General features: G+C 60.8%; 12 protein-coding genes. 2 read left to right on the top strand and 10 right to left on the bottom strand.

All coding sequences use genetic code 11. The features are described from left to right. Nucleotides 1-31: 31 nt before the first annotated feature. From WC421_08585 to WC421_08560, 6 genes are read right to left on the bottom strand one after another with little or no spacing between them, the layout of a single operon-like run. A complete protein-coding gene (locus WC421_08585; GenBank protein ID MFA5162289.1) occupies nt 32-1,099 on the bottom strand; it encodes a D-alanine--D-alanine ligase family protein in 1,068 nt (355 codons plus the stop codon). Further along, complete coding sequence (locus WC421_08580; GenBank protein ID MFA5162288.1) at nt 1,099-2,379, bottom strand: hypothetical protein; 1,281 nt, start codon at nt 2,377-2,379, stop codon at nt 1,099-1,101. Before WC421_08580 ends, WC421_08585 begins: the two co-directional genes overlap by 1 nt. Then, complete coding sequence (locus tag WC421_08575; protein ID MFA5162287.1) at nt 2,370-2,786, bottom strand: hypothetical protein; 417 nt, start codon at nt 2,784-2,786, stop codon at nt 2,370-2,372. The genes WC421_08580 and WC421_08575 overlap by 10 nt, the downstream gene beginning before the upstream one ends. Then, nucleotides 2,783-3,829 (bottom strand): [FeFe] hydrogenase H-cluster radical SAM maturase HydE, encoded by a 1,047-nt coding sequence (gene hydE / locus WC421_08570; protein MFA5162286.1) that lies wholly within the window; start codon nt 3,827-3,829, stop codon nt 2,783-2,785. Before hydE ends, WC421_08575 begins: the two co-directional genes overlap by 4 nt. Next, a complete protein-coding gene (mnmA, locus tag WC421_08565; protein MFA5162285.1) occupies nt 3,826-4,869 on the bottom strand; it encodes a tRNA 2-thiouridine(34) synthase MnmA in 1,044 nt (347 codons plus the stop codon). The genes hydE and mnmA overlap by 4 nt, the downstream gene beginning before the upstream one ends. Before the next feature lie 28 nt (nt 4,870-4,897). Next, nucleotides 4,898-6,937, bottom strand: a complete 2,040-nt coding sequence (locus tag WC421_08560; GenBank protein MFA5162284.1) for a hypothetical protein — start codon at nt 6,935-6,937, stop codon at nt 4,898-4,900. Nucleotides 6,938-7,052: 115 nt separating this feature from the next. Here WC421_08560 and WC421_08555 point away from each other — a divergent pair, with 115 nt between their 5' ends. Next, nucleotides 7,053-7,934, top strand: a complete 882-nt coding sequence (locus WC421_08555; protein ID MFA5162283.1) for a DUF4105 domain-containing protein — start codon at nt 7,053-7,055, stop codon at nt 7,932-7,934. 193 nt (nt 7,935-8,127) lie between these two features. Then, a complete protein-coding gene (locus WC421_08550) occupies nt 8,128-9,102 on the top strand; it encodes a lysylphosphatidylglycerol synthase transmembrane domain-containing protein (GenBank protein MFA5162282.1) in 975 nt (324 codons plus the stop codon). Between the two features lie 18 nt (nt 9,103-9,120). Here WC421_08550 and WC421_08545 read toward each other — a convergent pair whose 3' ends face one another. Genes WC421_08545 through WC421_08530 form a run of 4 tightly spaced genes read right to left on the bottom strand, consistent with a single transcriptional unit; the run spans nt 9,121 to nt 14,312 of the window. Continuing rightward, the gene (locus tag WC421_08545; protein MFA5162281.1) at nt 9,121-9,648 is read right to left on the bottom strand and encodes a prepilin-type N-terminal cleavage/methylation domain-containing protein; all 528 of its coding nucleotides are present in this window, start codon (nt 9,646-9,648) and stop codon (nt 9,121-9,123) included. An 11-nt stretch (nt 9,649-9,659) separates the two neighbouring features. Beyond that, a complete protein-coding gene (locus tag WC421_08540; GenBank protein MFA5162280.1) occupies nt 9,660-10,892 on the bottom strand; it encodes a type II secretion system F family protein in 1,233 nt (410 codons plus the stop codon). 4 nt (nt 10,893-10,896) lie between these two features. After that, nucleotides 10,897-12,636 (bottom strand): ATPase, T2SS/T4P/T4SS family, encoded by a 1,740-nt coding sequence (locus tag WC421_08535; GenBank protein ID MFA5162279.1) that lies wholly within the window; start codon nt 12,634-12,636, stop codon nt 10,897-10,899. After that, nucleotides 12,636-14,312 (bottom strand): secretin N-terminal domain-containing protein, encoded by a 1,677-nt coding sequence (locus WC421_08530; GenBank protein ID MFA5162278.1) that lies wholly within the window; start codon nt 14,310-14,312, stop codon nt 12,636-12,638. The genes WC421_08535 and WC421_08530 overlap by 1 nt, the downstream gene beginning before the upstream one ends. Nucleotides 14,313-14,362: the final 50 nt, after the last annotated feature.

Below are 14,362 nucleotides of genomic sequence, written 5' to 3'. Positions count from 1 at the left end.
GCTGCAGGGCGGACGCGCGCTGCCAGGCCGGTCAGCAGACGGCGTGGTCGGGCTTGAGCAGAAGGCTTCCGCGCTCTTTGGCGCGCGCCAGCGCAAGCGAAACCAGCTCGTCAACAAGAGCGGGCGGCTCCACCCCCGCCGCCTGCCACAGCCGCGGATAGAGGCTGTGCGACGTAAAGCCCGGCAGGGTATTGATTTCGCAGAAGTAGTGCTTTCCCGCCCCGTCCAGCAGGAAATCAATGCGCGCAAGCCCGCTGCCGCCTATGGCGCGGAAAAAATCGACGCTTTGCGCCCGGATGGCGGAGGCTGTTTCGCCGCTTAGCTGCGCGGGGATGGAAAGCTTCATCCCGTCGGGGTCTATGTATTTGGCGTTGTAATCGTAGAATTCGTGCGATGGCTTCACCTCGCCGCAGGCGGAGGCTTTCACGGACGCCCCCTCGCCAAGCACGCCGCAGACGATTTCCCGCGCGTTTTCAACCGCCTTTTCCACCATGACCCTGGTGTCAAATTTGAAACCGTATTCCACCGCCTGGCGCAGCTTTTCAGGCGAATCCGCGCGGGTTACCCCCACGGACGAGCCGAGCGCCGCGGGTTTTACAAAGACCGGCCAGCCCATTTGCGCAGCCTTTTTTTCAAGCGCGACGAAATCGCAGTCCGGTTTGGAAACCAGCGCATGCTCCAGCACCGGCAGCCCGGCCAGCGCGGCCAGCCGCTTTGAAATATCCTTGTCCATGCCTATGGCGGAGGCTGTTACCCCGCAGCCGACATAGGGCAGTTCCATCTGCTCGAAAAGCCCCTGCAAAGTCCCGTCTTCGCCCAGCGGGCCGTGTATGACAGGGAAAGCGGCGTCCAAAGCCAGCGGCCCGCCGCCGGTGTTGAGGTGGAACCCGCCGTGCAGCACGGGCGAAACCTCCGGCGCGGGGTCGTCGGTGCGGCCGCACGCCTTTTCCAGCAGCCATTTGCCGCCGCGGGTTATGTATACCGGAAAAACCTGGTATTTCTCCGGGGATAAAAGGGAGCCGACCGTTTCCGCCGAATGGACGGAAACTTCATGCTCTGCGGACTTGCCGCCGTAGAAAACCGCTATCTTGAGTTTCATCAATATAGGCAAGCAAATATGAAAAGCGGGCGCAATTGCGCCAGCGCGCGGTAGGCGCCGTTGTTTATCACAACGTCTATCGCCGCCGCGTCGCAGAGGATGGCAGCGCAATAGCACAGCGCCAGCGCGCAGACTGCGGCCAGCGCAAAAGCCTGAAACCCCGTTTTCACGCCGCGCGCCCGCGCCAGCGCCGCCAGCAGAAGCAGCGTGAGCAGCTCGTACCAGCGCATCCCGTCCGGCGCGATGAACAGCGCTTTTGCCAGCCGGCCCGCCCGGACGAGCATTTCCATGGGCGGATAAACCGTCAGATAAGACACCGCCTGCGCGCTGTAAAACCATTTGAACGCGGAGGCCGCGCACGCAAAAGGCAGCGCGCCCGCGGCGAAACGGAACAGCCTTTCACGCGGGGATTTCCCCGCCTTGAGGCAATCCGCCGCCATGACGGCGGCCAGCGCGCCCGCCAGCAGAACCCCTTCGGTTTTCGTCCAGAACGCAAGCCCCGCGAAAAAACCCGCCGCCAGCGCGCCCCGTTCCTCCGCCGCTAAGACAAACGCGGCCAGCGCGAAAAGAGAAAACGGCATGTCCGCTTTCTGCGAGGAGGCGAAAACGGCGAAGTCTTTCCCGCCAAGCAGCGCAATGGCGGCGATTGCGGCCATGCCGCCGCTTTTTCTGAGCGCGGCAAACAACAGCGCGCACAGCCCCGCCGCGAAAATCACGGACTGCGCGCACGGCAGCGCGGGGCCGCAGGAGCCGGCCAGCGCCCAGCCGCGCGCGGTCAGCAGCGGCAGGAAAGGCATATTGTTGTGATTCGGCCTCCAGTCTATGACGGAAAACAGCTCGGCCCAGCGCTGCGGCTCCAGATAAAATATCCTGGCGCGCAAATTCCAGAAAGCCCAGGCGTCAAAACCGGAATGCGGGTTGATTAAACAGATGATGACCGCCGCGCCCAGCGCGCCGGCAAGGGCGGCGGCTACGGCGGAGGACGAGGCGGAAAACCCGATGCGGATATTCTTGCAAACCCGCAGCAGCGGCGGCAGGCAGAATGCGGCCAGCGCGATTTCCGCCGGCGGATAAAACCCCGCCGCGCCCGGCGCGGACAGCAGCCAGCAGAAATGGAAAAGCGACAGTATTCCAAGACCCGCCGCGAAAGCCGCGCAAAGCCGGAAAAACGCGGCCCCGGCATCCTCCGGCCCGCGCGCCGGATAGACAAGCTCCAGCACGCGCGACCCCGCCGCCAGCGGCGCAACCGCCAGAATATACAGGGCAAATATTATCTGCATAGCGCCGCCGGTTTTTTATTCGCGGCAAAATGTGTGGATTTCCCGCGCGCGCGGAACACCGCCGCGCCGCCGGAGGTCTGGGCGACGGTTTCATATCCTTCGGGAACGCGGACCGGGCCGGAGAAATTGCCGACCATATACTCCGTCCGGGCATTCTCCTCCAGCGCGACGGAGGGCAGGGCATACTGCGCCAGCTTGCGGTGGGCCCAGTCCGGCGGCTGGGCAACATATCCGGCCCGCCGTATGTCGGCCAGAGCGGGTTTGATGCCGTCAAATTTTTGCAGGTAAAGCGAAACTTTGTCCTGCCCCGGAACCCTGCCGCGGTAAATCCGCAAAGCCCATAGCGCGCCGAATATCTGCAATAAAGACAGCAGCGCCAGCGCCGCCGCCAGAGTTTTTACCCTCATAAATAATTCTTGCGGCGCATCCTGCGGCTGTAATGAAGCGGGTCGCCCGGGTCGCCGGGCGCGGCCTCTCCGCCGGCGGAAATTATGCGCCGCTCCAGGCAGGCGCGGCAATGCTGCGCATTCTCATCCAGGCAGGGCTTGCCGTCGTAGAGCTGGTAGAGCCGGCGGTATTTGACATCGGTTATATTGGGCATCACCACATTCGCGCCGGCCTGTATCCCCAACTCCCGCCCCTGCGGATGCAGGGCCTGAAGCGCGGTGGTGGCGGCGATATTGACATCCGGCATTTCCAGCCTGGCGGCGGCTATCATTTTCAGCGAGAGGCTGAAATTGCGTTCCCCGCCGCCGCCCAGGGAGGCCAGCGGCGCGCCCTCGCTGGCGATATAGGGCCCCATGCCTATCATATCAACATCCATCTTTCTGAAGAACACTATATCGCCCGCAAGCTGGTCTATGGTCTGATACGGCAGGCCTATCATCACTCCGGTTCCCAGCTGATAGCCCAAATCCCTGAGGATATGCAGGCATTCCAGCCGCGCGGCAAAGCTGTGGTCCGGCGGATGAAGCTTTTCATAAAGCTGCGGGTCCGAGGTTTCGATGCGCAGCAGATAGCGGCGCGCGCCGGCGTCAAGCCAGCGTTTGTATGTGCGCGCGCTCTGCTCGCCCAGCGACAATGTAACCGCCAGCTTCCCGGCGGTTTTTTCCCTTATTTCCGAAAGAGCCGATTCTATGAGCGCTATGAAATCCTCGCCGCTCCGCTCGCCTGATTGCAGCACGACGGAGCCGTAGCCTCCCTCGTAAGCCCACAGCGCGGCGCGGACTATTTCCTCCGCGCTCATCTGATAGCGGGGCAGCGCGGCGTTATCGCGCCGGATTCCGCAGTAGAGGCAGTTTTTGGCGCAGATATTGCCAAGCTCCACAATGCCGCGCAGATAAACTTTTTTGCCGGTGTACCGGAGTTTGGTTTCCAAAGCCAGCCTGAAAAGCTCTTTCTCTTTTTCGCCTTCAAGATTTAACAGCGCGGCGATTCCATCTTTTGTCATGATATTATCCCGCCGCCGAGGACGGTCTCTCCCGAATAGAACACCGCGCTCTGTCCCGGCGCGGGCGCAAACTGCGGAGCGTCAAAGTCAATCCGGCAGACGCCGTTTTCCGGAGCGGAAATCAGGGCCGGGGCGGCCTCGTGCTGGCGGCGGATTTTAACATCCGCCCGGACGGGCCATTCCACATCGGCAAGCAGGTTAAGCCCGCCCGCGCGGATTGTTTTGCGGAAAGCCTCTTCTTTTGTCCCGGCGATTACGGCATTGCGCGCCGCGTCTATGGCCACCACATAAAGCGGTTTTGACAGGCCGCCTATTTTCATACCCTTGCGCTGGCCCACGGTGTAGCGGATAATTCCCCCGTGCCGGCCTATCTCCCTGCCGGAGAGGTCCAGCAGCGGGCCGGGCCGGTTGTCCTCTTTATTGAAAAGGCCGCAATAATCCCCGCCTATGAAATCCTGGCTTTCCGGCAGCGCGGCGGCTTCGGGGAAACCAGCCTCGCGCGCCATATCGCGGACCCGGTTTTTGGTGAGGCCGCCCAGCGGGAACATCAGCTGCGCCAGCCTTTCGCGCGGCACCGCCCACAGGAAATAGGTCTGGTCCTTGCGCGCGTCCGCGCAGGTTTTAAGAACGCCGTTTTCAACGCGGGCGTAATGGCCGGTGGCGAAAAAATCAAAGCCGCCGCAGGCGGCGCGGGTCCTGTCCAGCAGCAGCCCCAGCTTTAGCAGCCGGTTGCAGCGCGCGCACGGGTTGGGGGTGCGGCCCGCCAGGTACTCTTTTTTGAAATACTCCACCACGGCGGTCCCGTACTCCGCGCGCAGGTCTATGACGGAATGCTCAATCCCCAGCCTGCGCGCGAACCGCGCCGCGCGGGCGGTTTCCTCCGGCTCGTCGGCGCCGAAGCAGCCGCCGCGGAAATCTCCGCGCGCGGGGTCCCACACGGACATGGTAACGGCAAACACCTCGTGGCCCTGCTTTTTCAGCAGCCACGCCGCGAGGGTGGAGTCCACCCCGCCGCTCATGCCCACGGCTATCCTGCTCACGGCATTGACTCCCGCATATGCGGCCCGGTCATCTGAAGTTATCCCTGTCCAGCAGCGAAAGCGCGTATACCCCCGCACCGTAGCCAACCATCGGTATGCTGCCGATATATGCGCCGACGGGGCCGTCCCTGTCCAGCACATTGTATTCCTCCGGCAGCAGGTTGAAATTGGCAGCCGCCCTGCCGGTCGCCAGATTCAAAAGCGCGTCCGCCTCCGCGCGGCGCCCGGAACGGTAGAACGCGCCTGCCATGCGCAGGTCTATGAAAATCCAGTTGTTTACGTCGTAATCATCGCTGCCGCCGTTGCGCTTGTAGCCGCCGGCGCGGGTGCGCAGTTTTTGCAGCTTGTCCAGAGTGTCTTTGGCCAGCCGGCCTTTGGGGTTTACGGCTTCCAGCGACACCGCCTCCACAACCGCGCCGTCCAAATCCGTGCCGGGGGAGCGTTCCAGCGCGCCCAGCAGGCCGCCGTCCGCGCCGGCAAAGCACTTTTCAAAATCCGCGCGCATTTCCCCGGCCAGGCGGGAGTATTTCAGCGCGTCGTCCGCATGGCCGGTTTTGCGCGCCATATCGGCGAATTCCGACAATCCCCGTATCGCGGCTATATTGCTGAAAGCGTAATGCCGCGCGTTGCCGTGCACCTCCCATATGGACGAATCGCGCTGCAGAATGCGCGGCAGAGGGGGCGGCTCCAGATTTTCCTCAAGCGGTTTTGCGACGCCGTCGCGCATCGCCTCGTAGACGGAGCCTTTGCGCGTCGGCTCTGAAAGCCAGGCGGCATCGCCGGAGGCTTTTACATACTGGCCCGCGGCCCAGAGAAAAAGCCCCCAGTCGTCAAATTCTATATTCGGCTGGGGCAGGCCGGAATGGTCGGCCTCCTCCTCGCCGGAGCCGTAATAGCGCGTCAGCGAAATCCGGTAATCGGAATTGCCGGCATAGCTTTTGAATTTGCCCACAGGCTCGGCGTTGAGAAAGAAGTTCAGCGAGGCTTTGGCCTCTTTCCAGTGGCCCATGCGCGCCAGTGCGGCGGTGGCGTAGGCCCCATCGCGCACCCAGCCGGTGGCCCAGCAGCCGGGGGGCAGGCTGGCCAGTATCATGCCGTTGTTGACGCGCAGCGCGCCCTCTTTGCGGATATTGGGCTCGCGCACCTGGGCCATACGCAGGACGGCCTCGCTCTGCCGCCAGGTTTTTGTTTCGTCTTCGCCTCGCAGCCGGGCCAGCGCGGGCTTGCGCCAGGCCTCCCATTCGGACAGCGAATCCTTTAGTATGTCCTGCGGCGCGCGGCCAGCCAGCCAGCGGCGCGCGGTTTCAACCGCGGCGGGGGCTTGGGCAGGCTCCTCCACATAAGCGGCCAGCAGCCCGAACCAGCCGTCTTTTGCGGGCAGGCGCATTTCCGCGGACACGACGCCGCCGGAGCAGACGGTTTCGCCCTCAATGACGGCGGGGGGCGTCCCCTCCCCGGCAGCCGCGCAGGACAACGTTCCATCCCCGCCGACCGGGATAAAAACCACCGCGCCTTTTCCGTTGCCCGTCTGAACCCAGGCGCCGGGAATTTTCTGGATGCGCTCTCCGGCGATGCGCTCCACCTTAAGGGTCCTGTGCATCACATCCGGGCTGGCGGCATTGGCCCCGAGGCTGAATTTCAGCCGGGCCGTTCCGCCGCCGGAGGGAACATGCGCCAGCGCAAGCAGCGCGTTCATTTCCAACCCGAAGGGCGAAAAATAGTAAGCCTCCGCCCGCTTCTGCCCGGAACGGAGCGCGGTCCTTATAATATTGCTCTGCCCGGAGTATTCAACAGCCTCCCGCTCCCAGCCGGAAAACAAGCCGCCGTCATCAGCGCCCAGCGTCAAATCCTCCAGGATATTGCGGCTTTCGGGGCCGTCAACGGTAAGGTCTTTGGGCGCGCGCAGATAGCGGTACGGATGGTCCATGAAAGCCGCCAGCCTGCCGGCGGCCTCGTCGTAAATATGGAAACCGTGGCCGTTGCCGGTGGGCAGCATATGGAAGCTGCGCGGCTCCTCCGCGCGGCATAGCGGCGACAGCAAAATCGTCATCAGGATTATGGTTTTCATGCCGATATTATATGAAATAGGCCCTACGGCCCATGCGGCCTGCCGCGATTATTGAGACAATTTACTAATCAGGGCGGCGGGCTTGTAAAACCGCAGTAATTAAAGGAGGCAGACCATGACCACAGTATCGAAGCTGATTGCAATCGCGGCGCTGTTTTTGCCGCCAGCAGGCTGGGGGCACCAGTTTGAGGAGCTTCAACTCGGCCCGAAAACGGCTGTCGGCATGGCTGTTCCCGCACCGCAGGCTTCCGAGCCCGCGCATGTAAAAGAATCCGGCCAGGAAATCACAAACGGATACAAGTCCCCGCCGGAACTGGTATCTTCCGGTCCGAAAGGGATTACGATAGCTCATGTCAAATGGATAACGCTGGGCGACGGCAAAAACGCCTGCTACACCGCCAGCATAAACCCCGACATGCTGAAGGAGGCTTACTGGGGCATAGACGTAGACAAGGGCAGCGGAGTGGGCCACTCCTTCCTGGTGTTCAAATTCAAGCCCGGCGGCTTTGTCAAGCAGGGAAGCGGCGCATACAACAGCGACACGCTGGTCGTCAGCGTGGAGGCCAAGCTCCGCTGGGACCAGGATTATTCCGCCACTGCCGGCGCCTTCGGCGCATTCAAGATACTCTGGCTGCTCTATTCCATGGAAAACTACATACAGGACACCTTCCCCGGAGAAGTGGCCAGGATAGAAATGTTTTCAGTGAACGCATCTCTGGACAAGAAAAAAGCCGTCCTTAAAGTGGCGCTGGACCGCGCCGTCCAGAACCGCGACAGCGAGTATTACAACACGATAACCAACAACTGCACCACCAATCCGATGGACATGCTGGCCACCGGAATCGGTTTCCGCTATCCGATCGGGCTTATCATGCCTAAACATGCCACCAAATGGCTCAAGAGCGCGGGCATTGTAAGCCAGACTCCGCTTCTATTCACGGAAAAAGACCCCGCCGGGCACGGATTCATAAAAGAACTTCTGCCGCCGGTTGAATAGCAGCCTCCCATCCAGACGCCGCGCCCGCCGCAATACAGCGGGCGCGGCGTTTTCAGGCCATGAAATTGCAGCTGACAGCGGGAACCGGGAAGACCGATGGCGCATGCGGCCATCCGCCGCTGGATTCCGCTATCCAGGTTGTCCCGCCGAGGCTTTCGCTGCCGCCTCAAAAAAAAATAGAATCGTATTCCGAATGACAAAAATTGAAGCCGCCATGCTGGCCGCCGGACTGTTCATGCTTGCCGCACTGCTGGCCAAAATGGACGCCGCCGCCGCGCTGGCATCTGCGGCGGCGGTGGGGCCGGGATTTGCGCTTATATTCGGGCAGGAGATTGTGGCGCATATTCTTAACGCGCTGGGCTGGAAACTGGCCATAACGCCGGGAATGTCCGCCAAAATAAAATTCCGCGACATACTGATGATGCGCATAGCCGGCGACGGCGTGAATTACCTGACCCCGTCGGCGACTCTGGCAGGGGAGTGGGCCAGGGCCGCGCTTATGGGGGCGGATCACCCTCTGGAGCAGCGGCTTTCGTCGGTAGCGCTGGCTAAAATCACGCAGACACTGGCGATGGCCGCGGTGTCGGCGGCCGGGCTGGCATTGGCGGCGCACTCCCATGCGGGCCTGCGCGCGCTGGGACCGCAATTGAGAAACGGCGGCTGGCTAATCGGCGCCATCATCGTTTTCATAGTTTTCCTTGAAGCCAGGGCTGGCGGCAAAGCGCAGCCGCAAACCAGCGGAGGGACAGCCGGGATATGGGCAAAGCTCAAAGACGTGGACGCGACCATAATGAGCTTTCTGCGCCTGTATCCGGCGAGATTTATGCTGTCCGCAGGATTTTTCGCGGCGGCCTATCTCTGGGGCGCGTTTGAAGCGTACTGGATATGCAGGTTTCTGGGAATGGCGGTTACCGTCAAAACGGCGATTCTGATAGAAATGCTGGCAGTGCTGCTGGACGGGATTTTTTTCGCCGTGCCGGGCAAAGCCGGCACGCAGGAAGCCACCAAAACCGCCATCTTCGCCGCGCTGGGATACCCGCCCTCGGACGGGCTGGCATTCGGCATAGTGCGCCACATAAGGGAAATAGCCTGGGCGGTCTGCGGTTTCGCGCTGTATTATTTCAGGAGAACCAAAACAGCGGCGGCGCCGTCGGCGCCGCCGCTGTGAAACCGTCCGCTTTCCGCGTTACATGGACGGGCAGTCCGGCGGCGCATACGAGCAGTTGCCTTTGCAGCTGGTAACGCACTTCCCGTTGCTCATAAGCTGGACACGCCATGTGGCGAAATCGCCGGAGGTGCCGTGCTTGGAATCCTCCGACGTAGTTTTGCGCTGCGCGCAGGCCACGACATTGGCTGCGCAGCAGCCCCCTCCCGCCCCGGTGGCATCATTGCACATATAATAGGAGTAGAGGAGGCTGTTCCAGTCGTGCGGCGACAGGTATTTGCAGTTGGTATAGTCGTCTATGCTGTTCCAGCTGCCGCTGCACGACTTAACTGCGGTCAGGCTTGCCAGCTTGCCGGAAGGCAGGGTGCCGCCGATATAATCCAGCCTGGCCATTTTCCTGGCTCCGGAAACCGCGCTGACAAGCGCGACGGCGTCGCTCATGCGGGAGCTTTCCACCGCCCTGAACAACTGGGTGGCCGCAAGAGCGGATAATACCGCTATTATCAGCACCACCACTATAACTTCAATAAGGGTGAATCCTTTTTTCATTATGCCGTTTCCTAGTTGTGCCCGCCGGAGCCGATTTGCGACAGCTGGAATATAGGCATGAATATGGAAATCACTATGACGCCTATGATTCCGCCGATGAACACCACCAGTATCGGGTCTATCAGCGAGGAGAAGCGCGCTATGAACTGGTTGATCTGCTCGGTATAGAACTTGGACAGGGTGTTGATGATGTCCGGCAGCTTGCCCGATTCCTCGCCCATCCACATCATTTCCGTAACCAGGCCGGGGAATATGCCCGTGTTCTTGAACGAGGCGGATATGGACTTGCCGGCGGCTATGTCGTTTTTGACGGCCTTGAGCGCGTTCCTGATTACAAGGCTGTTGCCGAAAGCGCCCTCAAGCACGGTGATGGTGTTTAATATGCTGACACCGCTCTTTATAAGCGTTGACATGGTGGTCAGCAGCCGCTCCATCAGTATGTTGCGTATGAACACGCCCACGACGGGCAGCTTCAACTGCGCCTGATGCCAGGTGAGCTTGCCCACCTCGGTGGACAGATACGAGCGGATGGCCAGCACAATACCAACGACTATGACGATAATGGCCACCATGTAATGCGTCGCCACATATGACACCCAGACGATGGTGCGCGTAAGCGGGGGCAGCGTCAGGTTGAAGTCCGTGAATATCTGGGTGAAGACAGGCACGATGTATATGACAAAGTACGCCAGCACACCCATGGACATCGTGAACAGCACCGCCGGATAGGCGATGGCCGTGATAATCTTGGACTTTATCATTTCCTGCGACTGGACGTAGTTGGATATCTGCCGCAGCACTCCGGGCAATTGGCCGCCCATTTCGCCGGCCTGCACCAGCGAGATCCAGATGGAGTCAAACACCTTCGGGTGTTTTTCCAGCGCCTTGTAGAGCGCGCCGCCGGCGGAAACCTCCTTGGCTATGTCGGAGACCACGGCGGTCAGCGCCTTGTTCTCGCCATGCTCGCTCAGCAGCGCCAGGCCGCGCACAAGCGGCACGCCGCCGGCCAGCAGCGTCGCCAGCTGCTCGCTGAAAAACGCCAGGTCCTGGCCGGAAATGCTGCCGGAGCCTTTGAGCTTCCTGAACACCGGCATACTCTTTGAATCCGACTCCGACTGGATGGAGAGGATGAACAGCCCTTTGTTCTGAAGGGCTATTACAGCCTGGTCCTCATCCTGGGCCTCTATGACGCCGGTGGATGCGTTGCCCTGGCTGTCCTGCACGGTATATGCGAATTTCGGCATGCTGTTATTCCTCCGATAAGGTAACCGACATTACTTCTTCCGGCGTGGTAAGACCCGCCACCACTTTTTTCCATCCGCTGGCGCGCATGTTCCACGCGCCGGTTTTTTTCACGGCCACACGCAATTCGGAAACATCCTGCGTTTTGTAGATGATGCGCCTCATTTCGTCGTTAATCAGAAACACCTCGTAGAGCGCCTTTCGCCCGATATATCCGGTGTGCGAGCATTTGTCGCAGCCACGCGCTTTGAAAAACACCCAGCGAGACCTGTCCGTCTCCGGCGGGAAATGGCCTTCCTTGAGCATCTGGTCCAGCACTTTCTGGTCAACCGTGGTGGGCGCCTTGCAATGCGGGCAGAGCATTCTCACCAGACGCTGGGCCGCAACAAGAGCAAGCGAGCTGGAAAGCAGGAACGGCTCCATGCCCATGTCAATAAGCCGGGGCACGGCGCCGGTGGCGTCGTTGGTGTGCAGCGTGGAAAACACCAGATGGCCGGTCAGCGCGGCGCGCAGACAGGCTTCCGCCGTTTCCTTGTCGCGCACCTCTCCGACCAGTATGATGTCCGGATCCTGGCGCAGGAAAGAGCGCAGCCCGTCCGCGAAAGTAAGGCCTATCTGCGGGCGCACCTGCACCTGGCTTATGCCGGAAAGCTTGTATTCCACCGGGTCTTCCAGCGTCATGAAATTGTAAGACGGCGTCTTTATGGTGTTTAGCACCGCGTTGAGCGTGGTGGTCTTGCCGGAGCCGGTGGGGCCGGTAAGAAATATCAGGCCATGCGGATAGTCCGCCGCGCGCAGGAAGTCCTCGCGCTGGCGCTGTTCAAAACCCAGCAGATCCAGATTCAATTCCACGGTGCCCTTGTCCAGTATGCGCAGCACCAGCTTTTCGCCGAACACCGTCGGACACACAGAAACGCGGACTTCTATGGTGCGGTTCTGGTAGTGGATGCTGAAATGCCCGTCCTGCGGAAGCCGCCGTTCCGCAATGTCCAGTTTTGAAAGGATTTTTATGCGCGAGATAAGCGCGGACACCAGCTCCTTGGGCGGGGAGCTGCGCTCGTGCAGAATGCCGTCTATGCGGAAACGGAGACTGACGCGCTCGTCAAAAATCTCCAGATGAATGTCGGAGGTGCGCTCGCTTATGGCCTGCTTGAGTATGGCGTTGACCACCCGTATGGACTGGGCGCCCTTGCTCTCGCCGGATATCATTTTGTCCAGGTCCAGATGGTCTTCAACGGCAAGGTCCGCCTCGCTGGCGACGTTCTTGCCCTCGGTGTCCACCGACATGGCCTGGTCTATCAGGTCGGCCCCCTGGTAGAAATTGTCTATAACGCGCAGTATCTGGGATTTGGTGGCGATAAACGGCTGAATTTCCATATTGGTCATCAGCCGCAGGTTGTCCATGGTAAGCACGTTGGCAGGGTCCGCCATCGCCACCGCCAGAGAATCACCCTCCACGAACAGCGGGATGGCGAAATGCTCGCGCGCGAATTTCTCGCCCACCAGTTTTTCAATGCCCTGATTCCTCTCCGGGCTCAGAATGCGGTTTTCGCGCGAGGCGTAGGGAATGCCCAACTGCTTGGAGAGGGCCATGTACACCACTTCCTCGCTGGCGTAGCCGAGCTTGATTATGGCCTCGCCTATCAGGCACTTGTTCTGAACCTGGAAATGCAGCGCCTGGTTGAGCTTCTGCTCGTCCAGCGCCCCCTGCGCCATCAGTATTTCGCCCAGTTTTTTGTGTGGCATCAGTCAACCAGTATGGTCGGGGTCACAAACAGCACCAGATCCGAATTCTTGCGCGTCTGGCTTACGCTGGTGAACAGCCAGCCGATAAGCGGAATATATCCAAGCAACGGGACCTTGCGCACAAGCTTGTTGTCGGTGGACGAAAGCAGGCCGCCCAGCACCACCGTGGAACCGTTCTTGACGCGCATCATGGTGGAGGCGCCGCGGCTTACCGGGTCATAGACCGTTTGTCCGTTGTTGGTCACGGCGGAAGCCTGAATATCCGAATAGGACGGCTGTATGAACAGGGTGATGTAGCCGTCCTTGTTGACCTGGGGGGTAACGCGCAACGTAACGCCCACCCGTCTGCGCTCCAGGGTTCCGGTGGTGGTGGTCTGAGTAACCGTGCTGGTTACGCTGACCGCCGCATCCTGGCTTATATTGATGAGAGCCATCTTGTTGTTTAACGTAACCACCTTGGGATGGCTTAAATACCGCGCGTCGCTGCGCGAGACCAGCAGCCGCAGCATCGCCGTAAGCTGGCTGAGGCTGAAGGTGCCATAGGTTATGCCGCCGGGACCCATTGAGGCGCCTGAGCCGCCCGAACCGCCGCCGCTGCCGCCGCCGGAGGTGACAATGGAACTGGGGTCCGGGAACATATACTTCCACTGGTCGCCGCTGAAAAATCCGGGACGCAGGAAATAATCGGTAAGCCGGGTGGGACCCTGGAAATAGGCCAGCTCGCCGCGCGAGCCGCCCCATTCTATGCCCATCTCGTTGAGGCGGGTGCTGTTTATTTCCATGATTTTAGCTTCTATAAGCACCTGGGGAGCTTTTTTGTCCAGTTCGGAAAGCACCTGCTCTATCTGCGGGAAGCGGTCCGCATCGTCGGTGACAATAAGACTGTTCGTGCGCGGCTCGCTGGCGATGGTACCGGTTCTGCTCATCACGCTGCGCAGCACATTGATGATGGCAACGCCTTCGCTGGCGCCCGCGCCGCCCTGGCCTCCGCCTCCGCCTCCGCTCTGGCCGCCGCCGGCGCCCCCGCCGCCCCCGCCGCTGAACCCTCCGGTGAAGGACACATCAGCTGAAGTTATAGCCGACATTTCCTGCTGCGACGTTTCCCCCGCCAGCAGGGAGATGAAGCTGAGTGTGTATATTTTTGTCACCACGTTTCTTGCTCTGGCGGAACGCTTCAATATAACATAGGTATGGCTCTTGCCCACGCGCTCGTATGTCAGGCCGTGCATGCGCAGCAGTATCTGAAGCGCCTCGCGCGCGGTTACCTTGGGAAGAAAAGCCGATATTGTGACATCCTGGGCCACCTTGTCCGAAACCACGAAATTGATGCCGGACTGGGCGGACACGGTCTCCAAAAACGCCGACAGCGGCGCCCCGCGCAGCCGGACCATGATTTTTTTCTCCATCGGCTCCACGCGCTCGGTCTCCTCGTACAAAGGCTGAGGCGACCCGCCGGAAGCGTCAAGAGGGGTTCCCGGCGGATTGGCCGTAGGCATTGTGAAATCGCCGCCGCCCGCATCCGGCGCGGGAGCGGCTGCGGCGTCCTGCGCGGGCGGGGCGCCGCCGCCCGCATCCGGCTGGGGAATATCCTGTGCCAGCGCGCCGGAAACCGGCAGCAGCATCTGCACCGCCGCAAGCGCAAGCGCGACATACGGCCTGATCTTGTTCATATTCATAAATCCAGCTCCCGATAAGCGGCTTCCGCGCGGCCAAACATCATTCCGCG

The organism is Elusimicrobiales bacterium, assembly GCA_041651175.1.
In the GTDB taxonomy this organism is placed as follows: Bacteria; Elusimicrobiota; Elusimicrobia; order Elusimicrobiales; family Elusimicrobiaceae; genus JAQTYB01.
Note: the sequence above shows the minus strand (reverse complement) of the source record. Positions and strands in the feature narration are given on the sequence as shown.